The organism is Nonomuraea sp. NPDC050451 (genome assembly GCF_044458585.1).
In genome coordinates, this window is record NZ_JBITHZ010000005.1 from 60,601 (window position 1) to 81,031 (window position 20,431).

A 20,431-nucleotide genomic window follows, 5' to 3' on the forward strand; every position below is an offset into this window, starting at 1 on the left:
GCCGAAGCCGGCTCAGCCGCGCGCAACATAGCCACCGTCGACGGGCAGAGTGACCCCGGTGATGTAGCTCGACCGCGGAGAGGCGAGGAAGAGGATCGCTTCGGCGACCTCCTCCGGGCGGCCGAGGCGGCCGAGCGGGTTGCCCGTCCGCCCCCACTCCTCGAACATCTTTTCACCGAGAGCCTTCACCACGTTGTCGGTCCTGGTGTTGCCAGGGGCGACAGAGTTGACCCGGACCCCGCGATCGCCGAACTCGGCGGCCCAGGAGCGAGTGAGGGCGTCAAGAGCGGCCTTCGTCGCCCCGTAGGCGGCGGCGTCCGGGATGCCCTGAAGAGCGGCGATCGAGCTGACATTGACGATGCTGCCGGCCCCCTTGGCCCCCATCCGCGGCGCGAGGGCGGCGGTCAGGAAGAACGGCCCCCGTACGTTGGTGTCGAACACCTGCATGAACGACTCCAGATCCTGCTTCGGGGTCGGCACGAAGGGGTAGACGCCCGCGTTGTTGACCAGGATGTCGACGTCACCGGCCTCGTCGGCGAGCCGCTGGAGCGCGTCCAGGTCGTTGAGGTCTGTGGGAACGGCACGGGCCCTGCCACCTGCGGCTTCGATTTCCGCGACCGTCTCGGTGAGGTGGTCGGCATTGCGACCGGCGACGATGACGAAGGCTCCCTCGCGGGCGAGCGCCAGCGCGGTCGCCCGCCCGATGCCCGAACCACCGCCGGTCACCAGCGCCGTCTGGTTCTGAAGTTCCATGATCGAGCCCTTGGTCGGCGTGCGCCCGGGCTGCTTCCCACCGGCTACAAGATCCCCGTCAGACTGCGGGCGCCGGACCGAACATCCCCCTAACCAGCCAGAATACACGCGGCGCCCGACGACCCACCTGGGGGCGGAACCGAGGGCACCCATGTCCGGATCTGTGGGACAGCGGTCCTTGTGGACCTCTCGCCGAGGCCGCCAGGCTAGGCACCGTGAAAGATCTGGTGGTGGCGCTCTATGACGGCGTGGTCCTGCTGGACGTGGCGGGACCGGTGCAGATCCTGCACGGCTCCGGCGGGTACCGCATCCGGCACGCGTCCGTCGACGGGCAACCGGTCCGCACGGATGTCGGCGTACCTTTGGGGACCGACCTGGCCCTGGACGAGCTCGAAGGGCCGATCGACACGCTGCTGGTGCCGGGGTACACGCCACCGGACGGCGACCGCCCCGACGAGGCGTACCTGAACCTGCTGCGTGACATCGGCGGCCGCGCGCGCCGGGTGGCGTCGGTGTGCACGGGCGCGCTCCTCCTGGCAGAGGCCGGCCTGCTCGACGGACGGCGCGCCACCACGCACTGGGCCGCCTGCGCCGAACTGGCATCCCGGTTCCCGCAGGTCACCCTGGAACCCGACGCCATCTTCGTCCGTGACGGACCGATCGTGACCTCGGCGGGCGTCACCGCCGGCATCGACCTGGCGCTGGCCCTCGTCGAAGAGGACCACGGACCGGACCTCGCCCGTGCGGTCGCCAAGTACATGGTCGTGTTCCTGCAGCGGCCCGGCGGCCAGTCGCAGTTCAGCGTGCGCGGCGCCGTCCCCACGACGCGGCACCCGGCACTGCGCCACCTCCTGGACGCGATCGCCGCCGAACCGGCGGCCGAGCACACCCTGGCCGCCATGGCGGCCCAGGTCACGGTCAGCGAGCGCCATCTGACCCGGCTGTTCCGCCGCGAGATAGGACTCACCCCCGGTCAGTACGTCGAACGTATCCGGGTGGAGGCCGCGCAGACCCTCCTGGAGACCACAGCCGACGGCGTGGCCTCGATCGCCCGCAGATGCGGCCTCGGATCCGACGAAACGATGCGCAGAACCTTCCTGAAGATCCTGCACATCACACCCACCGCCTACCGGCAGCGCTTTCGCACCTCCCATTCCCCGACGACCCCGAAGGAGACCACATGAGCTCATCCCCCAACCGCCGCACGGTCCTGGGAGCCGGACTGGCCGGCGCGGCCGCCTTGGCAACCGGCACACCCGCCGCCGCCGAGAGCCGACACGCCGACCTGTCCTTCCCCGCCACCCGCATCGCCAAGGCGGCCCGGCAACTGGTGACGGACACCCAGCAGCCCTATCTGCGCAACCACAGCCTGCGCGGCTTCCTGTTCGGCCGGGCCGCCGCCGCCCAGGCCGGACGCCTCCCGGGCCGCGACTACGACGCCGAGACCATGTTCCTCATCTGCGTCCTGCACGACACGGGCCTGACCACCCGCGCCGACACCGGCCAGCGCTTCGAGGTCGACGGCGCCGACTTCGCCGCCCAGTTCCTGGAACAGCACGGCATCACCGACGCCCGCGTCGACACCGTCTGGGACGGCATCGCCCTGCACACCTCCTACGGTCTCCACAACTCGCCGGTGTTCGCCCGCCGCCGCCCGCCGGAGATCACGATCGCGCAGACCGGCATCGGCATCGACCTGACCGGCGGCCCCGACGACCTGCCCGCCGGATACGCCGACCGCGTACACGCCGCCTACCCCCGCCACGGCGGCGCCCGAGCCCTGACCGACGCCATGATCGCGCAGTGCCTCACCGATCCGCGCAAGGCACCACCCATGACCCTGCCGGGCGAGATCCTGCACCAGCGGCACCCCGAAGCCCCCTACATCACCTGGCAAGACTTCCTCGACGCCAGCGGCTGGCACGACTGACCAGGACCGTCTCGGGCCCGGCAGCGGGATCCCGGAACACGTCACGGTCGAACCCACACCCTCGAACAGCCCATGTCGCAGCCGCCACAGCGGTCCGCCGCCGGCGCGCTCACGCTCACCTGCGCCGCGCCGGGGTTCGTGCGCCTGTACTCGCGTGCCGGCCAGGTGCTGACGGTCGTCGACCCAGAGCCTGTGGTCTGCCATCAGGGGTTCGGCGACAGCTTCCAGGCTCTGAGCTGAGCCGGCTCCAGAAAGAAGGCCAGGCCGGCTCAGCCAAGACGCTCCAAGTGCCGCCGGTACCGTACGCGGCAGTTCGTACCGGCTCGCCGGGGGCGCTGTCCCCCGATCAGTACTGCCAGATGGCGTTGCGACGGTGTCGGGCAGGGTGGACCTCGAGATCGTCGACAGCCTCGGTGGCGTTGGCGTACTGGCGGATCGCTTCGAGCTGGAGACGCAGGCGCTGGCGCGCCCGACGCTCCTCGATCTTGGCCCATTGCGCCACCGACCGGTCCCGAGGATCGGCCCTGGCCCAGGAGTAGACGTCGATCCTGCGGCGGACGAAGGCCGGACGTGCTCGATGCCCGGCTCGTTGTGCCTCACGCAGGCATGCGGCGCTGTAACGGACATCGACTATCGTCACCGATCGCCACGGGCCATCTCGGTCGAGAACCGGGCGGTTGATGTGATGGGCGGTGCGGGACACGAGACTCCCTTGGTAGCACCGCCAGGTATCTCCTGGCGGACTACGTGAAGCCGGTCGGCCCCGTTGATCGCTCGTGATTCATGGCCGGACCCTAGCATCGCGGGCGGCGAGGTCGCTCTCGGGCGCTTGCCATCGGTGACATCAGCTGGCACACGCCGGAACAGAGCCACGGCGCCGCAGGCCAAAATGGATGGCGTGTTGCATGCAAATGCGGTCCGGCTCGGGCGGGAAGCCGCTCGGCGCCTGGCGTTGTCCGGGGCGTGTGAGATCGGGCCAGGGCTGACCGACAAGGAGTTCACCTGGATCGAGGCGGAGTACGGCATCGAGTTCGCCGATGATCATCGCGCCTTCCTTGCCGCCGGACTCCCGATCAACTCCGCCCGGCCAGAGGTAGGAGCCACCTGGGAACGCCCCTGGCCGGACTGGCGCGACGGCGAGGAGGAGGAGCTCCGCCGCCAGGTGGAGTGGCCCGTACGCGAGGTTCTGCGCGACGTGGAGCACGGCGCTTGGCTGAGGTCATGGGGAGCCCGGCCCGAGGACAGGGCGGAGGCGCTCCGGATCGCGGGGCACGAGCTGGCAAGGGCGCCGAAGCTGATCCCGCTCTACGCACACCGCTTCCTGCCCGGCGGGCGCGGCACGTACGGCAGGCAGGTGCTGTCGATCTGGGGAACGGACATCATCAGCTACGGCCGAGGCGCGAAGCAGAACCGGTCTGTCAGCCGGGGCGGCGGAGGGTGCGGCGTACGGCCAGGCCGCCGAGGGCCGCCGACGCGAGCACCAGGATCCCCGCCTCGGTCCACTGGAAGCGCCAGAATCGAGACGGCGGATGGTAGTACACCGCGTACCGATACCCCTTGCCGAACAGGCACGCCTGCCACGCCTCGGCGTTCTTGCTGCTCTGCCCCACGTCCACCCGGCGCGGGCAGCCGCTCCCCGACGGCTCGGCGACCTCCCTCCCGGACGGATCCACCCAGGTGGCGCTCACCAGCCGGGCGTCGGGATCGTCCATGAGCACGGCGCCTGACAGCTCGGTACGCGCCGGCTCGGCGTAGTGGTCGCTCAGCTGGAACAGGGTGAACATCGTCACCGCCACCCCGGCCACGACCAGCGCCATCGCGGGCAGCGTACGCCGGAACAGGGTGCCGGCCAGCGTGCCCAGCGCGAACGCGTACAGCCACCACGCCGCCGGCTCCACGCCGACCATGTTGAACACCCCGATATTGCCGAACGTGGAGTCGATCCCCTCCCTGAACACCGGCCGCCACAGGCTCACCATGAGCGACAGCAGCAGCCCGCCCGCCACGACCGCCGCGCCCAAAACCGACAGCTTGACCGCCAGCCACCGCCACACGGGCACGGACTGCGTCCAGGCCAGGCGGTGGGTGCCGCGCTCGTACTCGCGGCCGAGCAGCGGCGCGCCCCAGAACGCCCCGATCAACGCCGGCGCCACCAGCGGCATCCAGCCGAACACCGAGTAGACCGCGTCGTAGCGCTGCCCGAGCGCCACCGCCAGGTCTCCGCACGCCACAGCGGGCCCCGGACAGCCGGGCGGGGCGTGCTCGGCCACGTACCGACCCGCCTCCACCGCCGAACCCAGCAGCAGCACCCCCAGCAGCGCCAGGAAGCCCGCCGTCACGAGGATCTGCGCCCGGTGCTGGCGCCACGTCAGCCAGATCACGCGCTCACCCCGGTCAGCTCCGGCAGTGCCGCCGACTCGGGGCTGCGCAGGTAGCCCATGACGAGCTCCTCCAGCCCGGGCCGTCGTGCCTGCCAGCGCGGATCGAGCGGGGGCCCGCCTCTGACCAGCATGCTGACCTGCCTGCCGGTACGGCTCGCGGCCACCACGTGCATCCCCGCCGCCGATGCCCCGTCCGGCCCGGTGAGGACGAGATGCCGGTCGAGCAACTGCTCAATGTCACCGCTGACCTGCAGCCGCCCCCTGTTCAGCACGACCAGCCAGTCGCATGTCTCCTCCAGGTCCGAGACGACGTGCGAGGACAGCAGCACGGTCAGCTCCCGCCCGGCGACCTCCGCCATGATCGAGCGCATCACGTCGTGGCGGGCGAGGGGATCGAGATTGGCCAGCGGTTCGTCCAGTACGAGCAGGTCGGGCCGGCAGGCCAGCGCCAGCGTGACCGCCACCTGCGCCTGCTGCCCGCCCGACAGTCCGCTCACCTTCCGTTCCAGCGGGATGCCCAGCCCGGCGAGCCGGTCGGCAGCGGCGGCGTCGTCCCAGCGGGTGTTCATGCGGCGGCCGAAGGTGAGCATCTCGGCGACGGTGAAGCTCTCGTACAGCGGCTTGTCCTGGGCCACGAACGCCGCCCCGCCGGCCACGCGGACGCTTCCCAGCGCGGGCCGCAGCAGGCCGACGGCCGCGTGCATGAGCGTGGTCTTGCCCGCGCCGTTGGGCCCGACGAGCGCCGCCACGCGTCCCGCGGGCACGGACAGCGAGCAGTCGCGCAACGCCCACGTACGGCGATAGCGGACCCCCAGCCCGGTCGCCTCCAGCGCGGGACTCATGCCACGCCCTCCTTCGCGGTGTCGGCCACGACCACGGTGAACAGCGCCCGCAGGTCCTCCTGATCGAGCCCGGCCGCGCGGGCCTCGCGCACCCACGCCTCCAGACCGCGCCGCAGCCGCGTGTGCTCGGCGAGCGTCGCGCCCGCGATCCCCTGCCGGACGAACGTCCCCATCCCCGGCCGCCCCTCGACCAGCCCTTCGCGCTCCAGCTCCCGGTACGCCTTGAGCACGGTGTTGGGGTTGATGGCCAGGCTCTCGACCACCTCACGGGCGGTCGGCAACTGGTCACCGGGCCGCAGTGTACCGAGCCGGAGCGCCTGTTTGACCTGGTGGACGAGCTGCAGGTACGTCGAAACCCCCGAGCCGCGGTCCAGGTTGAATTCGATCAACCAAAACACCCTTTCACTATTTGAGTAGTGAAAGGGTGTTGGATGCGAGCGCCGTTGTCAACCCAGGGAACAGCTTCTCCTTCGCCAGGTCGCTGCCAGCGCGAGAAAGGCTGAGTTCTCCTCCGGCAGCCCCACCGTGACGCGCACGCCCTCCCCCGGGAACGCCCGCACGATGACCCCGTTGCCGTGGCAGTGGCCGGCGAAGGGGGCGCTGTCCTGCCCGAGCGGGAGCCACAGGAAGTTCGCCTGGGATGGCGGCAGGTCGTAGTCGAGGGCCTGGAGCTCAGCGGTGACGCGGTCGCGTTCTTTGACGGTGAGGGCGACTCTCCTGTCCACCTCCTCGTGCTCCCGGAGCGCCGCGATGGCCGCCTCCTGGGCGAGGGCGCTGACGCTGAAGGGCGTCTGCGTCTTGCGTACCTGGGCGATGATCTCCGGCGGCCCGACGCAGTAGCCGACACGCAGCCCGGCCAGCGCGTACGCCTTGGAGAAGGTCCTGAGCACGACGACGTTCGGCCGGTCGCCGAGGAGCGCGAGCGCGTCCGGCACGACGGACGGATCGGCGTACTCGTGATAGGCCTCGTCGACGGCGATCAGCACGTGCTCGGGCACCTGGTCCACGAAGGCGCGCAGGGCGGCCTCGCCGACGGGTGTGGAGGTCGGGTTGTTCGGGTTGCAGACGAACACCAGTCTGGGTCCGCGGGGTGATGGCCGCCGCCATGGCCTGGAGGTCCTGGACGTGCTCGCGCAGCGGGACCCGTACGGGGACTCCGCCCGCCACCGTGGTCAGGATCGGGTACGCCTCGAACGAGCGCCACCCGAAGACCACCTCGCCGCCCGGCTCGCACACCGTGTGCAGGACCTGCCCGCAGACCTCGGACGAGCCCGCGCCCACGGCGATGCGGTCGGGGGTCACCTCGTGGCGGGCGGCCAGCGCTTCGAGCAGGCGGGCGGCCCCCATGTCCGTACGTTGACCACCTGATGTCACTTCCTTGCGTCAGACGTGGGCGAGCAGGATGGCGGGGTTCTCCACGCAGTCGGCCACGAAGCGCAGGAAGCCGCCGGCCGCGCCGCCGTCGCACACGCGGTGGTCGAACGTGAACGACAGCTGGGCGACCTTGCGGGGCACGACCGCGCCGTCCCTCACCCAGGGGCGGTCGATGATGCGGCCGACGCCGAGGAGTGCCGCCTCGGGGTGGTTGATGATCGGCGTGGATCCGTCCACGCCGAAGACGCCGTAGTTGTTGAGCGTGAACGTGCCCCCGGTCAGCGCCGCGGGAGGCAGCGTGCCCTCGCGGGCGAGGGCGGTGAGTCTGGTCAGTTCGGCGGCGAGCTGCGCGGTGGTCATCAGGTGCGCGTCGCGAACCACCGGCACGACCAGGCCGCGATCGGTCTGGGCGGCGAAGCCGAGGTTGACATGACCGTGCCGGACGATCTCGGCGCGGGCGGTGTCGACCGAGGAGTTCAGCTCGGGGAAACGGCCCAGGGCGGCCACGCAGCTGCGGGCCAGGAGCGCGAGCAGCCCGATGCCGAGGTCCGGGCGGTCCCGCCGGAGCGCGTCCTTGACCTCGAGCAGGCCGGTGGCGTCGACGTCCACCCAGGTGGTGGCGTCGGGGATCTCGGTGCGGCTGCGGCTCAGCTTGTCGGCCGCCGCCCGCCGCAGTCCGCGCAAGGGGATGCGCTCGGTCCGCAGTGGGGTTGCGGTGGTGTCCGAAGCGGTCTCGGCCCCTCGCGACGCGGTCTCGGGCGCGACCGACGCCGCCGGGTGGACGGCGGCGGAGGACGCGGAGGACGCCGAGGACGCGATCGCGCGTTCGACGTCGCGGCGGAGAATCACGCCGCGGGGTCCGGTCGGGCTGACGGCGGCGAGATCCAGCCCGTGCTCCTGGGCGATCCTGCGCACGAGCGGGGAGATCACCCGAGGCGCCTGCCCCTCATCGACCGCGGCCGGGGAGACGGGCGCCGCGGGTGTCCGATCGGCGGCCTTCCGGGAGCTGCCGTGGCGGCGCCGGCGGGTGGTCGGAGCGTGGCCGGTGCCGTAACCGATGAGGACATTTCCGGATCCGGCGCGTTCCTCCTCGCGGTAGCGGGCCGCGGCCGCCGAATCGCCCGCGCCGTCCGCCGGGCCGACTTCGATGAGCGGCTCGCCCACCGACAGGACGGTCCCGGCCGAAGCGTGCAGGCTCAGCACCGTCCCCGCGTACGGAACAGGCACCTCCACCGCCGCCTTGGCGGTCTCGACCTCCACCACGATCTGGTCGATCTCGACGGTGTCCCCGACCGCGACCTTCCAGTCGACGATCTCGGCCTCCGTCAGCCCCTCGCCCAGATCGGGCAGGCGGAACACCTGCCGCGTCATGACACCTCCCCCGCCAGGTGCGCGAGATCGGGCTCGTCACCGAACTGCAGCCGGTCCACCGCGTCCAGCACCCGATCGGCGTCCGGCAGGTGCGAGTGTTCGAGTATCGGAGGCGGGTACGGGATGTCGAACCCCGTGACGCGCAGCACCGGCGCCGCCAGCGAGTGGAAGCACCGTTCCTGCACGCGGGCCGCGATCTCCGCGCCCACCCCGGCGAACCCCTGGGCCTCCTGGATCACCACGCAGCGCCCGGTCTTGCGTACGGAGGACACGACGGTCGCATCGTCGAACGGGACGATCGTCCGCAGATCCACCACCTCCAGGGCGAGCCCGTCCTGGGCCGCGGCGTCGGCGGCCTGGAGCGCCACCGGGACGCTCGGCCCGTAGGCGACCAGCGTCGCGTCGCGGCCCTCGCGCAGCACCGCCGCCCGCCCGAACCCCGCCGCCCGCCGGTCCCCGGAAGACGTCTCGCCCTTGGACCAGTACAGGCGCTTGGGTTCCATGAAGATCACCGGGTCGGGGTCGGCGATGGCATCGCGCAGCAGCCAGTACGCGTCATCGACCGTCGCGGGGGTCACGACCTTCAGGCCGGGCGTGTGCGCGTAGTACGCCTCGCTGGAGTCGCAGTGGTGCTCGACGCCGCCGATGCCGCCCGCGTACGGGATCCTGATCACCATCGGCAGCGACAGCCGCCCGCGCGTGCGGTTGCGCAGCTTGGCCACGTGCGAGGCGATCTGCTCGAAGGCCGGGTAGGCGAACGCGTCGAACTGCATCTCGATCACCGGCCGGAAGCCGCCCATGGCGAGTCCCACGGCCAGTCCCACGATCCCCGCTTCGGCCAGAGGCGTGTCGAAGCACCGCTCCTCGCCGAACTCCCTGGTCAGCCCGTCGGTGATGCGGAAGACGCCGCCCAGCGGGCCCACGTCCTCACCGAAGACGAGAACGCGCTCGTCCTCGCGCAGGGCGTCCCTCAGCGCGGAGTTCAGCGCCTGGGCCATGCTCAAGGTGGCCATCTCAGCCCTCCAGCTCGGACGCCAGCAGGGCCCGCTGCTCGCGCAACTGGGGCGTGGCCTCGGCGAAGACGTGCTCGAACAGCTCGAACGGGTTCGCCTCCGGGTCGGCGTTCATCTGCTCACGCACCCGGGCGGCGAACTCCTCGGCCGCCTCGTGCGCCGAGGAGACGGCGGTCTCGTCGAGCGCGCCGCGCTCGCGCAGGTAGGTCTCCAGGCGGGCGAGCGGGTCGGCCGCCTCCCACTGCTCGACCTCCCGCTTCTCCCGGTAGCGGGTGGCGTCGTCGGCGTTGGTGTGGGCGTCCATGCGGTAGGTGTGCGCCTCCACCAGGAAGGGGCCGCCGCCCGTGCGCGCGTGCTCCACTGCCGCGGTCAGGACGGCCAGCACCGCGACCAGGTCGTTGCCGTCCACCTGCTCGGAGCGGATGCCGTACCCAATGCCCTTGTACGCCAGCGCGGGCGCGGCGCTCTGCTTGGCCAGCGGTACGGAGATCGCGTACTTGTTGTTCTGCACGAAGAACACGACGGGCGCGTGCAGGACCGCGGCGTAGTTCAGCGCCTCGTGGAAGTCGCCCTCGCTGGTGCCGCCGTCGCCGATGAAGGCCATGACGACGCCGTTCTCCTTCTTGCGGCGCAGGGCGTCGGCCATGCCCACGGCGTGGATGGTCTGGGTGGCCAGCGGGGTGCATTGGGGCGCGACCCGGGTGGCGGCGGGGTCGTACCCGCAGTGCCAGCCGCCCCGCAGCAGGGTCAGCACCTCGACGGGATCGAGGCCACGGGAGACCAGCGCCACCGAGTCCCGGTAGGTCGGGAACAGCCAATCGTCCTCGCGCAGCGCGAGCACCCCGGCGATCTGGCAGGCCTCCTGCCCGCGGCTGGACGGGTAGACGGCCAGGCGCCCCTGCTTGGTCAGCGCGGTCGCCTGGCGGTCGAAGCGGCGGCCCACGACCATCCGGCGGTAGGCCTCCAGCAACCGCTCCTCCTCCGGCACCTGGTAGCCGGTGGGCGGCTGGACGGCCGTGCCGTCCTCGGCGACGAAGCGCACCGGCACGGGCGAGGGCAGAAGGACGTCGACGGACATGCGACGCTCACTTTCTCTGGACGTTTGACAGGGAAAGCGTCCGCGGATGGAGCCAGGTGTTCAAGACATCAGGCATGATGAGCGACAAAAGGTCTTAAACCAGTCTCAAGGAGGGCCGATTGTCGTTCAACGACGGCACCGGAGAGGGGTTGGCGGGACATTCGGCCGCGCCGCTGGATGGGGTGGACCGGGCGATCATCGCCGAGCTGCGGCGGGACGGCCGGATCTCGATGCGCACCCTCGCCGAGCGCGTGCACGTCTCCCGGGCCAACGTCTACGCCAGGATCACCCGGCTGATGGACACCGGGGTGATCACCGGCTTCACGGCGCGGATCGCCCCGCACAAGGCGGGCCTGGGGACCAGCGCGTACGTCTCGCTCACCATCGAGCAGAACTCCTGGCGCGCGGTGTCGGCCCGGCTCCGGGAGACCCCGTACGTCGAGAACTTCGCCCTGGTCGGCGGCGACTACGACGTCCTGGCCCTGGTCAGGACCCCGGACAACGCGACGCTCCGGCACGTCGTGCTGGAGCTCATCCAGGACATCCCGGGCATCCGCGCCACCCGTACGTGGCTGGTGTTCGAGGAGGCCCGCGGCGCCGGAGCCGAGTGAGCGGTCAGCGTGCCCGCAACGCCTTGTACTCGCCCAGCAGGGTCTCCAGGTGCCGCACCATGAACGTGTAGTACTCGTGCATCTCGGACATGCGGGCGCGCTGCCGCTCGGGGAGATCGGCCGAGCGGGCCCGGGCGTTCTCGGCCAGACCGAGCAGCTCGGTCGTCTGCTCCAGCTGGTGCTGCAGGCAGCCGATCCAGGCGTCGTCGCGCCACTCGTACACGTACTGCCGGGACCCGGGCTCCTTGAACCGCCGTACGGTCCCGTTGACCACGAGCAGGCGGGTCGTCTCCGAGACCGAGCCCTTGCTGGCGTTCAGGGCGGCCTGCAGCTCGTCCATCGTCATGGGCGTCTCGCTCAGCATGAGCACCCCCGCGGCGCGCCCGGCCATCGGCGGCCAGCCCATCGCACGGCCGATGCGCAGGCCGAAGTCGTCGATCAGGGGGTTCACGTCACCGACGGACACCGCGGAACACCATCCGTTCAGAAAAAAATGAACTTTCACTATTGACTGAACTTTCTGCTGAGGGCAGTCTACCGGCTAACAGTGGTCCGGGCGGTTCCGGGCCGAGCGCAGGAGGTTCGCCGTGACAGACACGGGCTGGGACATCATCGTCGTGGGAGCGGGTTCCGCCGGCGCGGCACTCGCCGCCCGCTCCGCCGAGCAGGGCAAGCGCGTCCTGCTGCTGGAGGCCGGGCCCGACTACCGTTCGGCGCAGATGCACGAGGCGTGGCGCTCGCCGAACCCGGTCCGCGCGCTGCTCGACCCCACCGCCGTCGAGGGCATGGTCTGGATGGGCGTCACCTCCTCCCGCACCGACAGGCAGGCGCCGGCTCCGTACTGGCGGGGCAGGGGCGTCGGCGGCAGCTCGTCGATCAACGGGCAGATCGCGATCCGCCCGCCGATGGAGGACTTCGACGACTGGGCCGCGGCGGGATGCGCCGGCTGGTCGTGGCGGGATGTGCTGCCGTACTTCGCGAAGCTGGAGGACGACGAGGAGTTCGGCGACGAGCCGTACCACGGGCGGGGCGGGCCGACCCCGATCTTCCGGATGCCGCGCGAGCGGTGGGGCGGGGCGGACGCCGCGCTGGCCGCCGCCGCGCTGGCCGCCGGGCACGCCTGGGCGCCGGACGTGAACGCGCCCGGGGCCGCGGGGGTCTCCCCCTACCCGATCAACTCGCGCGCCGGGCGCAGGGTCACCGTCAACGACGGCTACCTCGAACCGGCCCGGTCCCTGGCCGGCCTCACCGTCCGGGGTGAGGCCCTGGTCGACCGGGTCGTCTTCGCCGGTGACCGCGCCGTCGGTGTACGGGCCGTCGTGGGCGGGACGGCGGTGACCGAGTACGCGGACGAGATCGTCCTCAGCGCGGGCGTGATCCACTCCCCCGCGATCCTCATGCGCTCGGGCGTCGGCCCCGCCGCCGACCTGCGCCGCCTGGGGATCACGGTGCGGCAGGACCTCCCGGTCGGGCTCGGCATGCAGGACCATCCGATGATCGTCGTCGAGCTGCCGCTGACCCGGGAGGCCGCCATCAAGACGGCCGACGACCGCCACACCAACGTCTGCGTCCGCTACACCAGCGGCCCCGGGGGGCCGCCGCACGACATGATGTTCGTCTCGCTGAACCAGAACGTGCTGTCCATGGAGGCCGCCGACACCCGGTTCCCGGCGGGCGGCTTCGGCGTGTGGCTCAACCAGAACCACTCGCGCGGCGTGCTGACGCTGACCTCCGCCGACCCGCAGGCCCAGCCCGAGGTGCGCGAACGCATGCTGTCGGACTCCCGCGACCTCCAACGCCTGCGCGAGGGCGTGCGCGCCCTGGTCGAGCTGGCGCGCGGCCCCGAGGCTGCCACGTTCGTCGCGGGCTCCGGCTCCGTGGAGGCCGGCAACAAGCGGCTGTTCGCGGTGCTGGACGACGACGCCGCGCTCGACGAGCACATCCTCGCCACCGCGGTCGACGCCCAGCACGGCACCAGCACCTGCCGGATGGGCCCCGCCGGAGACGCCGCCACGGTGGTGGACCCGTCGTGCCGCGTCCTCGGGGTCGAGGGGCTGCGCGTGGTGGACGCCTCGATCTTCCCGTCCGTACCGCGGGCCAACACCAACCTCGCATCGATCATGGTCGGCGAGCTCATGGCCGACCGCCTCTAAGGAGCCCTGTGAAAACCCTGCAGAACCTGGTCGGCGGCATCTGGGAGGACTCCCGGGGCGACGCCTTCCACGATGTGGTCAACCCCGCGACCGAGGAGGTCGTCGCCCGCTGCCCCAGCGGCTCACCGGAGGACGTCCGCCTGGCCGTGGACGCGGCCGTACGCGCCCAGCCGGCCTGGGCCGCGCTGCCCGTCGCCGAACGGGTGGAGCGCCTGTCCCAATGGGCGGACACGATCGCCGCCCACGCCGACGAGCTGGCGGAGATCGAATGCCGGGAGATGGGCAAGCCCGTCGCCCTCGGCCGGGCCTTCATCGGCGGCGCGGCGATGGGGTTCAAGGCGGCGGCGGCCGAGGCCCTGGAGTACGCGTTCGAGGAGCTCATCCCGGCGCCGGACGGCGGCAGCACCACGATCGTGCGCGCCCCGCTCGGCGCGACGGCCGTGATCGTGCCGTGGAACTTCCCCGTCCCCATGACCCTGGGCGCGCTCGGCCCGCTGCTGGCCGCCGGGAACACCGTCGTGCTCAAGCCGTCCGAGCGCTCGCCGATGTCGGCGGTGCGGCTGCTGGAGCTGATGGACCTGCCGCCCGGCGTGGTCAACCTGGTCCTCGGCGACTCCCGCGCGGGCGCGCCGCTGGTCGCCGACGAACGCGTCGGGCTCGTGCACTTCACCGGCTCGGTCGAGTCCGGGCGCAAGGTCGGCGAGCGGACCGGGGCGCTGCTGCGCCGCTCGATCCTGGAGCTGGGCGGGAAGGACCCCGTGGTGGTCGACGCGGGGGTCGACCCGGTGTCCACCGCCGCCGCGGTCGCGTTCGGCGCCTTCGCCAACTCGGGTCAGATCTGCACCTCCATGGAACGCGTCTACGTGCACCGCGACGTCGCCGAGCCGTTCATCGAGGCCCTGGTCGAGACCGCGGGCACGTACACGCTCGGCGACGGGCACGACGCGGGCACCGTGCTGGGCCCGCTGGTCGACCGGCGGCAGCGCGACATCGTCGTACGGCACGTGGCCGACGCGGTCTCGCGCGGCGCGACCGTACGGGCCGGTGGGGTGGTGCCCGAGGGCAAGGGCTTCTTCTACCCCGCGACCGTGCTCACCGGCGTGGACGAGTCCATGCTGGTCATGACCGAGGAGACCTTCGGCCCGATCGCCCCGGTCGTCGTGGTCTCCTCCTTCGAGGAGGGGCTGGAGCGGGCGAGCGCGTCGCGCTTCGGCCTGGCGGCCACCGTGTACACCGCCGACCCCGCGCACATGGCGGCCGCCCGCCGCATCCCCGCCGGTGTCGTGTGGGTGAACCAGCGACGTCGTGCGCGCCTGGAGCGATCGGCTCGTAGGTCCGCGCCCGCTCCCCTGCCCAGCCTCCTGCCCACGTCGGCGGAGGGCCCGCGGGGTCAGCGGCCCTCGAAGGTGGGTTTCCGTTTGTCGAGGAACGCCTCCACCGCTCCCGCGTGGTCGGCGGTCAGCCCCAGGCGGGCCTGGGCGCGGGCTTCGGCGGTGAGCGCCGCGCCGAGATCCTGGTCCCAGGCCCCGGCGATCAGCCGCTTGGACTCGGCGTAGGCGGCGGTCGGCCCGGCGGCGAGCCGGGCCGCCAGCTCACGCGCCACCGCACCGGCCTCCTCCCGGGGGACCACGCGGCCCGTGATCCCCCACTCCACCGCCTGCCGGGCGCCGAACGACTCACCGAGCAGGACCAGCTCCTTGGCCCTGGCCTCGCCGACCGCCCGTACGAGCGTCAGGGACAGCCCCGAGTCGCACGTCAGCCCGATGGCCGTGAACGCCGTGGCGAAGACGGCCTCCTCCGCGAGCACCCGCAGGTCACAGGCCAGCGCGAGGGCCAGACCGGCGCCTACGCACGTGCCGTTGACGGCGGCGACGACCGGTTTGCCCATGGTGGCCAGGAGCCGGACGATCGGCGCGTAGTCCTCCTCGACGGTGTCGAAGGCGTGCTCGGCGTCCGAGCGGAGTGCCGCCGCGTGCTCGGCGAGGTCCTGGCCGACGCAGAAGGCGGTCCCCGCCCCGGTCAGCAGCACGGTGCGGACGGCGTCGTCGGCCGCGACCTCCTCCAGCGCCCGGCGCAGCGCCGTCTTCAGCCCGGTGTCCAGCGCGTTGCGGCGCTCCGGGCGGTTGAGGGTCAGCACGGCCACCGCGCCGTCACGTTCCAGCAGGATCGGCGCCCCCTCCACCTCAGGCCTCCTGTCCGGGCAGCGGCCAGGTCTTGGCCACGAGGGTCAGCACGTCGTACGTGGCCACCGCCTGGCCGTCCTGGTTGGCGACGACGGCGTCCCAGCGGACCTCGCCGTAATCCGCCGAGCTGCGCGGGGTGATCTGCTTGACGGTCAACGTCACGTCGATCGCGTCGCCCGCCTTCACGGGAGTGAGGAAGCGCAGGGAGTCGACGCCGAAGTTCGCCAGGACCGGCCCGGGCGCCGGGTCCACGAAGAGCCCGGCGGCCAGGGACACGACGAGATACCCGTGGGCGACGATGCCGCCGAACAGCGGGTTGCGCGCGGCCGCCTCGGCGTCGGTGTGCGCGTAGAAGGTGTCCCCCGTGAACTCGGCGAAGTGCTCGATGTCGGCCAGCGAGACCGTACGCGGCGCGGAGGCGATCGTGTCACCCACCCGCAGATCCGCCAGGGACTTGCGGAACGGATGGACGCCCGACTCGGCACGCGCGGCGCCCGTCGTCCACCGCCCGGTGACCGCGGTGAGCAGGTCCGGGGAGGCCTGGACGGCGGTGCGCTGCATGTGGTGCAGGACCCCGCGGACGCCGCCCAGCTCCTCGCCGCCGCCGGCCCGGCCGGGGCCGCCGTGGACGAGGACGGGCAGCGGCGAGCCGTGCCCGGTGGACTCCTTGGCGTCGTCCCTGTCCAGGACGAGGACCCGGCCGTGCCACGGCGCGAGCCCCAGTACGACGGTCCGCGCGACGTCGGGGTCGTGGGTGGCGACGGAGGCGACGAGGCTGCCCCTGCCGCGCGCCGCGAGCGCGATCGCCGAGTCCAGGCCGTCGTAGGCGAGCACGGTGCCGACCGGCCCGAACGGCTCCACGTCGTGCGGCTCAGTGGCGCCGGGACGGGCGCGCAGCAGGAGCGGGGTCATGAACGCGCCGCGCTCGGGGTCGCCGCCGAGCAGGGAGGCGCCGGAGGGGTCACCGAAGACGATCTCCGAGCCGGCCCGCAGCGCCTCGACGGCCTTGCGTACCTCGTCGCGCTGACCGAGGCTGGCCAGGGCACCCATCCGTACGTCCGGATTGCGCGGGTCGCCGACGGTCACCTTGGCCAGGCGCGCGGCCAGCGCCTCGACGACCTGGTCGGCCACGGGCGAGGGCACGAGGATGCGGCGGATGGCCGTGCACTTCTGTCCCGCCTTGACCGTCATCTCGGTGACGACGCCCTTGACGAACAGGTCGAACTCCGGGTCCTCAGGGCGTACGTCCGGCCCCAGGATCGAGCAGTTCAGCGAGTCGGCCTCGACGCCCAGCAGGACGCCGCCGTCCAGCACGTTCGGGTGGCGGCGCAGGATGCCCGCGGTGTGCGCCGAGCCGGTGAAGGCGACGGAGTCCTGGACGGTCAGCTCGTCGAGCAGCCCGCCGGCTCCGCCCGCGACGAGCTGGAGCGTGCCCTCGGGCAGGATGCCCGACTCGACGATCAGCCGTACGGCCAGCTCGGTCAGGTACGCGGTCTGGCTCGCGGGCTTGACGATCGAGGGCAGCCCGGCGAGGAAGGCCGGGGCCAGCTTCTCGAGCATCCCCCAGACCGGAAAGTTGAAGGCGTTGATCTGCACCGCGACGCCCGGCCGCGAGGTGTAGAGGTGCTGGCCGACGAACGTGCCGCCCTTGCCCAGGCGCTCCAGGCCGCCGTCCAGGACGACGGTGTCGTTCGGCAGCTCGCGCACGCCCTTGCTGGCGTAGCTGAACAGGGTGCCGATGCCGCCGTCCACGTCGATCATCGTGTCGCGCGAGGTGGCGCCCGTACGCACCGACAGCGCGTACAGCTCCTCCTTGCGCTCGGTCAGGTGCTTGGCCAGCGCCTTCAGCAGGGCTGCCCGCTCGTGGAAAGTCAGGGACCGCAGCGCGGGCCCGCCGGCGTCGCGGGCGTGGCGGACCATCGCGGCGACGTCCAGCCCCCGGCTGGAGATCCGCGCGACCTCCTCGCCCGTGGCGGCGTCGAGCAGGGGCTCCCCGTCATCGGCCGCCCGGAACCATCGTCCGGCGGCGTAGCTCTCCAGCAACGCGCTCACGCTGTCCTCTCCTCTCCGCGGGCCCTTGCGCAGGAGCCCCGACACGTGTCACGGTATTACTGACCGAGCGATAAGTAAATACGACTCGACGCCCGAGGAGGGAAATCGATGACGACGACACCGGCGGAGCCGGAAGCGCTCGCGGCCGCGTTCGAGGCGACGATCGCGCGCCACGACCGGATCGAGCCCCGGGACTGGATGCCGGACGCCTACCGCCGGACGCTCGTCCGCCAGATCGCCCAGCACGCGCACTCCGAGATCATCGGCATGCAGCCCGAGGGCGCGTGGATCGGCCGCGCGCCGTCCCTGCGCCGCAAGGCGATCCTGCTGGCCAAGGTGCAGGACGAGGCCGGGCACGGGCTGTACCTGTACTCGGCGTGCGAGACCCTGGGCGTCTCGCGCGCCGAGCTGACCGAGCTGCTGCTCACGGGCCGGCAGAAGTACTCCTCGATCTTCAACTACCCGACGCTGTCGTACGCCGACGTCGGGACGATCGGCTGGCTGGTCGACGGCGCCGCGATCTGCAACCAGGTGCCGCTCTGCCGCACCTCCTACGGCCCGTACGGGCGCGCCATGATCCGCATCTGCAAGGAGGAGTCGTTCCACCAGCGGCAGGGCTACGAGCTGCTGATGACGATGATGCGCGGCACCGACGACCAGCGGGCGATGGTCCAGGAGTCGGTGGACCGGTTCTGGTGGCCCTCGCTGATGATGTTCGGCCCGCCGGACGCCGAGTCCCCCAACAGCGCGCGGTCGATGGCCTGGGGCGTCAAGCGCAACTCCAACGACGAGCTGCGCCAGAAGTTCGTGGACATGACGGTCCCGCAGGCCGAGGCGCTCGGGGTGACGCTGCCCGACCCCGACCTGCGCTGGAACGAGGAGCGCGGCCACCACGACTTCGGCGAGCCCGACTGGGAGGAGCTCGCCGCCGTGATCCGCGGTGACGGGCCGTGCAACGCGCAGCGCCTGGCGCACCGCCGGGCCGCGCACGAGGACGGCGCCTGGGTTCGCGAGGCCGCGTCGGCGTTCGCGGAGCGGGCGGGCACGCGATGAGCGCCGACCGGCGGGAGTGGCCGCTGTACGAGGTGTTCGTCCGCGGCAAGCGGGGCCTCAACCACGTGCACGTCGGATCGCTGCACGCCGCCGACGACGCGATGGCCGTACGGCACGCTCGCGACGTCTACACCCGGCGCAACGAGGGCGTGAGCATCTGGGTCGTACGGGCCGACGCCATCACGGCCTCCAGCCCGGACGAGAAGGACCCGCTGTTCGCGCCGAGCGGCGACAAGGTCTACCGGCACCCGACCTTCTACGACATTCCCGGCAACGTCCCGCACATGTGATCGGTTGACAATCATGAACGACGAATACGCCGGCGACTCCTCCCAGTGGGCCTTCGGCACCGGCTTCGAGGACCCCCTGGCCGGGGTCGACACCACGGTGCCGCCGGGCGTGGACGCCGCCGAGCTGGCCGCGTACTGCCTCATGCTCGGCGACGACGCGCTGATCATGTCGCAGCGCCTGTCCGAGTGGTGCAGCCGCGCGCCCGACCTGGAAGAGGACATCGCGCTCGCGAACATGGCCCTCGACCTGCTCGGGCAGGCCCGCCTGCTGCTGTCGCGGGCCGCCGCCGCGGATCCCGGCGTCGTGCCCGCCCTTCCCGAGGGCTCGCCGGTGCCCGCCGAGGACGCGCTGGCGTTCTTCCGCGACGCCGGCGAGTTCCGCAACGTACGGCTCGCCGAGGTGGAGAACGGGGACTTCGCGCACGTCGTCGTGCGGCTGCTGCTGTTCTCGGTGGCCCGGCTCGCGCTGCTGGAGCGGCTTCGTACGAGCCGCGACCAGGTCCTGGCGGCGGTGGCGGCCAAGGGCGTGAAGGAGATCACCTACCACCGCGACTGGGCGGGACGCTGGTTCCTCACCCTGGCGCAGGGGACCGAGGAGTCGCAGCGCAGGCTGACGGCGGCGCTGGACGCCCTGTGGCCGTACCAGGCCGAACTCACCGATTTCGACGTGAATCTGCGCGACGAGGTGGACGTCGTCCTCGACCAGGTCTTCGCCGTGAGCGGCGTCGAGCGGCCCGGCCGCGCGCCGCTGACCGGCACGAGCCGCGACGGCGCGCACACCGACGCCTTCGGCCCGCTGCTCGCCGAGATGCAGGTTGTCGCCCGCGCCCACCCGAGCGGGCGCTGGTGAGCGCCCGCGACCGGGCCGCCGAGGTCGCCGCGCAGGTGCGCGACCCCGAGATGCCCATGCTCACCCTCGCGGACCTCGGCGTGCTGCGCGGCGTCGAGGTCCACGGCGGCGAGGAGGTGGTCGTGTCGATCACCCCGACGTACACCGGCTGTCCGGCCATGGCGACCATGCGCGACGACCTCGTCCACCGGCTGCGGGAGGCCGGATTCGCCGAGGTCGAGGTGCGGATCGTGCTGGATCCGCCCTGGTCCAGCGACTGGATCACCGAGCGCGGCCGGGCCGCCCTGCGGGAGGCCGGACTGTCGGCCCCCGGCCCCGCCCACCGGCGGACCGGCCCGATCCCGCTCACGCTCGGGCCGGCCAGGAGCGCCCCGCCCTGCCCGCGCTGCGGGTCGGCGGCGACCCGGCTGACGTCGGAGTTCGGCGCGACCGCCTGCAAGGCCCTCTACCGCTGCACCGGCTGCCTTGAGCCGTTCGAGCACGTCAAGGAGATCTGA

Annotated in this window: 23 protein-coding genes and 1 pseudogene; 11 read left to right on the plus strand and 13 right to left on the minus strand. The window is 72.1% G+C overall.

Translation table 11 applies throughout. From position 1 onward, the window contains the following. Positions 1–12 precede the first annotated feature (12 nt). Entirely contained in the window at positions 13–753 is a 741-nt protein-coding gene (locus ACIBI9_RS18725) for an SDR family NAD(P)-dependent oxidoreductase (protein ID WP_397223386.1), read from the minus strand. Positions 754–968: 215 nt separating this feature from the next. Here ACIBI9_RS18725 and ACIBI9_RS18730 point away from each other — a divergent pair, with 215 nt between their 5' ends. The 3 genes from ACIBI9_RS18730 to ACIBI9_RS18740 all read left to right on the plus strand — a co-directional run bounded on the left by ACIBI9_RS18730 (position 969) and on the right by ACIBI9_RS18740 (position 2,923). Continuing rightward, entirely contained in the window at positions 969–1,937 is a 969-nt protein-coding gene (locus tag ACIBI9_RS18730; protein WP_397223387.1) for a GlxA family transcriptional regulator, read from the plus strand. Further along, complete coding sequence (locus ACIBI9_RS18735; RefSeq protein WP_397223388.1) at positions 1,934–2,683, plus strand: HD domain-containing protein; 750 nt, start codon at positions 1,934–1,936, stop codon at positions 2,681–2,683. Before ACIBI9_RS18730 ends, ACIBI9_RS18735 begins: the two co-directional genes overlap by 4 nt. Before the next feature lie 72 nt (positions 2,684–2,755). Further along, the gene (locus ACIBI9_RS18740; protein ID WP_397223389.1) at positions 2,756–2,923 is read left to right on the plus strand and encodes a hypothetical protein; all 168 of its coding nucleotides are present in this window, start codon (positions 2,756–2,758) and stop codon (positions 2,921–2,923) included. Positions 2,924–3,029: 106 nt separating this feature from the next. Here the strand turns inward: ACIBI9_RS18740 and ACIBI9_RS18745 are convergent, their stop codons facing one another. The 6 genes from ACIBI9_RS18745 to ACIBI9_RS18770 all read right to left on the minus strand — a co-directional run bounded on the left by ACIBI9_RS18745 (position 3,030) and on the right by ACIBI9_RS18770 (position 6,979). Further along, positions 3,030–3,386 (minus strand): hypothetical protein, encoded by a 357-nt coding sequence (locus ACIBI9_RS18745; protein WP_397223390.1) that lies wholly within the window; start codon positions 3,384–3,386, stop codon positions 3,030–3,032. A gap of 141 nt (positions 3,387–3,527) precedes the next feature. After that, the gene (locus ACIBI9_RS18750; protein ID WP_397223391.1) at positions 3,528–3,728 is read right to left on the minus strand and encodes a hypothetical protein; all 201 of its coding nucleotides are present in this window, start codon (positions 3,726–3,728) and stop codon (positions 3,528–3,530) included. A 373-nt stretch (positions 3,729–4,101) separates the two neighbouring features. Beyond that, positions 4,102–5,064 carry an ABC transporter permease gene (locus ACIBI9_RS18755; protein WP_397223392.1) on the minus strand — a complete coding sequence of 321 codons (963 nt, stop codon included), beginning with the start codon at positions 5,062–5,064 and terminating at the stop codon, positions 4,102–4,104. After that, positions 5,061–5,906, minus strand: a complete 846-nt coding sequence (locus tag ACIBI9_RS18760) for an ABC transporter ATP-binding protein (protein ID WP_397223393.1) — start codon at positions 5,904–5,906, stop codon at positions 5,061–5,063. The genes ACIBI9_RS18755 and ACIBI9_RS18760 overlap by 4 nt, the downstream gene beginning before the upstream one ends. Next, positions 5,903–6,295, minus strand: a complete 393-nt coding sequence (locus tag ACIBI9_RS18765; RefSeq protein ID WP_397223394.1) for a GntR family transcriptional regulator — start codon at positions 6,293–6,295, stop codon at positions 5,903–5,905. The genes ACIBI9_RS18760 and ACIBI9_RS18765 overlap by 4 nt, the downstream gene beginning before the upstream one ends. A 57-nt stretch (positions 6,296–6,352) precedes the next feature. Continuing rightward, entirely contained in the window at positions 6,353–6,979 is a 627-nt protein-coding gene (locus ACIBI9_RS18770) for an aminotransferase class I/II-fold pyridoxal phosphate-dependent enzyme (RefSeq protein WP_397223395.1), read from the minus strand. Between the two features lie 32 nt (positions 6,980–7,011). Here ACIBI9_RS18770 and ACIBI9_RS18775 point away from each other — a divergent pair, with 32 nt between their 5' ends. Continuing rightward, positions 7,012–7,266, plus strand: a complete 255-nt coding sequence (locus ACIBI9_RS18775; protein ID WP_397223396.1) for a hypothetical protein — start codon at positions 7,012–7,014, stop codon at positions 7,264–7,266. Positions 7,267–7,289: 23 nt separating this feature from the next. Here ACIBI9_RS18775 and ACIBI9_RS18780 read toward each other — a convergent pair whose 3' ends face one another. From ACIBI9_RS18780 to pdhA, 3 genes are read right to left on the minus strand one after another with little or no spacing between them, the layout of a single operon-like run. Beyond that, positions 7,290–8,651, minus strand: a complete 1,362-nt coding sequence (locus ACIBI9_RS18780) for a dihydrolipoamide acetyltransferase family protein (RefSeq protein WP_397223397.1) — start codon at positions 8,649–8,651, stop codon at positions 7,290–7,292. Continuing rightward, complete coding sequence (locus ACIBI9_RS18785) at positions 8,648–9,664, minus strand: alpha-ketoacid dehydrogenase subunit beta (protein WP_397223398.1); 1,017 nt, start codon at positions 9,662–9,664, stop codon at positions 8,648–8,650. Before ACIBI9_RS18785 ends, ACIBI9_RS18780 begins: the two co-directional genes overlap by 4 nt. 1 nt (position 9,665) lies before the next feature. After that, complete coding sequence (pdhA, locus tag ACIBI9_RS18790) at positions 9,666–10,742, minus strand: pyruvate dehydrogenase (acetyl-transferring) E1 component subunit alpha (RefSeq protein WP_397223399.1); 1,077 nt, start codon at positions 10,740–10,742, stop codon at positions 9,666–9,668. 119 nt (positions 10,743–10,861) lie between these two features. Between pdhA and ACIBI9_RS18795 the strand changes: the two genes are divergently transcribed. Continuing rightward, the gene (locus ACIBI9_RS18795; protein ID WP_397223400.1) at positions 10,862–11,353 is read left to right on the plus strand and encodes an Lrp/AsnC family transcriptional regulator; all 492 of its coding nucleotides are present in this window, start codon (positions 10,862–10,864) and stop codon (positions 11,351–11,353) included. Positions 11,354–11,357: 4 nt separating this feature from the next. On the opposite strand, the gene ACIBI9_RS18800 is transcribed toward ACIBI9_RS18795, so the two are convergent. Then, positions 11,358–11,819, minus strand: coding sequence for a GbsR/MarR family transcriptional regulator (locus ACIBI9_RS18800; protein WP_397223401.1), 462 nt, complete (start codon positions 11,817–11,819; stop codon positions 11,358–11,360). A 121-nt stretch (positions 11,820–11,940) separates the two neighbouring features. On the opposite strand from ACIBI9_RS18800, the gene ACIBI9_RS18805 reads away from it, so the two are divergent. Together ACIBI9_RS18805 and ACIBI9_RS18810 are read left to right on the plus strand one after the other, a co-directional pair. Beyond that, complete coding sequence (locus ACIBI9_RS18805) at positions 11,941–13,506, plus strand: GMC family oxidoreductase (protein WP_397223402.1); 1,566 nt, start codon at positions 11,941–11,943, stop codon at positions 13,504–13,506. 8 nt (positions 13,507–13,514) lie between these two features. Next, positions 13,515–14,804: pseudogene (locus tag ACIBI9_RS18810) on the plus strand (aldehyde dehydrogenase family protein); the annotation flags it as partial. 92 nt (positions 14,805–14,896) lie between these two features. Here the strand turns inward: ACIBI9_RS18810 and ACIBI9_RS18815 are convergent. Continuing rightward, positions 14,897–15,688 (minus strand): enoyl-CoA hydratase/isomerase family protein, encoded by a 792-nt coding sequence (locus ACIBI9_RS18815; protein WP_397223403.1) that lies wholly within the window; start codon positions 15,686–15,688, stop codon positions 14,897–14,899. Between the two features lies 1 nt (position 15,689). Beyond that, positions 15,690–17,741: a phenylacetic acid degradation bifunctional protein PaaZ gene (gene paaZ / locus ACIBI9_RS18820; RefSeq protein WP_397223404.1), complete on the minus strand. Its 2,052-nt coding sequence runs from the start codon at positions 17,739–17,741 to the stop codon at positions 15,690–15,692. A gap of 108 nt (positions 17,742–17,849) precedes the next feature. Here paaZ and paaA point away from each other — a divergent pair, with 108 nt between their 5' ends. From paaA to paaD, 4 genes are read left to right on the plus strand one after another with little or no spacing between them, the layout of a single operon-like run. Then, entirely contained in the window at positions 17,850–18,794 is a 945-nt protein-coding gene (paaA, locus tag ACIBI9_RS18825) for a 1,2-phenylacetyl-CoA epoxidase subunit PaaA (RefSeq protein WP_397223405.1), read from the plus strand. Then, positions 18,791–19,084, plus strand: a complete 294-nt coding sequence (gene paaB, locus ACIBI9_RS18830; protein ID WP_394504507.1) for a 1,2-phenylacetyl-CoA epoxidase subunit PaaB — start codon at positions 18,791–18,793, stop codon at positions 19,082–19,084. The genes paaA and paaB overlap by 4 nt, the downstream gene beginning before the upstream one ends. A gap of 13 nt (positions 19,085–19,097) precedes the next feature. Beyond that, entirely contained in the window at positions 19,098–19,934 is an 837-nt protein-coding gene (gene paaC / locus ACIBI9_RS18835; protein WP_397223406.1) for a 1,2-phenylacetyl-CoA epoxidase subunit PaaC, read from the plus strand. After that, the gene (paaD, locus tag ACIBI9_RS18840) at positions 19,931–20,431 is read left to right on the plus strand and encodes a 1,2-phenylacetyl-CoA epoxidase subunit PaaD (RefSeq protein ID WP_397223407.1); all 501 of its coding nucleotides are present in this window, start codon (positions 19,931–19,933) and stop codon (positions 20,429–20,431) included. The genes paaC and paaD overlap by 4 nt, the downstream gene beginning before the upstream one ends.

Excerpts from the sequence above, each read along its gene's own strand:
- ACIBI9_RS18735 (WP_397223388.1), top strand. The coding sequence starts at position 1,934 with ATGAGCTCATCCCCCAACCGCCGCACGGTCCTGGGAGCCGGACTGGCC.
- ACIBI9_RS18780 (WP_397223397.1), bottom strand. The coding sequence starts at position 8,651 with ATGACGCGGCAGGTGTTCCGCCTGCCCGATCTGGGCGAGGGGCTGACG.
- ACIBI9_RS18775 (WP_397223396.1), top strand. The coding sequence starts at position 7,012 with ATGGCCTGGAGGTCCTGGACGTGCTCGCGCAGCGGGACCCGTACGGGG.
- ACIBI9_RS18760 (WP_397223393.1), bottom strand. The coding sequence starts at position 5,906 with ATGAGTCCCGCGCTGGAGGCGACCGGGCTGGGGGTCCGCTATCGCCGT.
- ACIBI9_RS18750 (WP_397223391.1), bottom strand. The coding sequence starts at position 3,728 with ATGATCATCGGCGAACTCGATGCCGTACTCCGCCTCGATCCAGGTGAA.
- pdhA (WP_397223399.1), bottom strand. The coding sequence starts at position 10,742 with ATGTCCGTCGACGTCCTTCTGCCCTCGCCCGTGCCGGTGCGCTTCGTC.
- paaA (WP_397223405.1), top strand. The coding sequence starts at position 17,850 with ATGACGACGACACCGGCGGAGCCGGAAGCGCTCGCGGCCGCGTTCGAG.
- ACIBI9_RS18785 (WP_397223398.1), bottom strand. The coding sequence starts at position 9,664 with ATGGCCACCTTGAGCATGGCCCAGGCGCTGAACTCCGCGCTGAGGGAC.
- ACIBI9_RS18725 (WP_397223386.1), bottom strand. The coding sequence starts at position 753 with ATGGAACTTCAGAACCAGACGGCGCTGGTGACCGGCGGTGGTTCGGGC.
- ACIBI9_RS18740 (WP_397223389.1), top strand. The coding sequence starts at position 2,756 with ATGTCGCAGCCGCCACAGCGGTCCGCCGCCGGCGCGCTCACGCTCACC.
- paaB (WP_394504507.1), top strand. The coding sequence starts at position 18,791 with ATGAGCGCCGACCGGCGGGAGTGGCCGCTGTACGAGGTGTTCGTCCGC.
- paaC (WP_397223406.1), top strand. The coding sequence starts at position 19,098 with ATGAACGACGAATACGCCGGCGACTCCTCCCAGTGGGCCTTCGGCACC.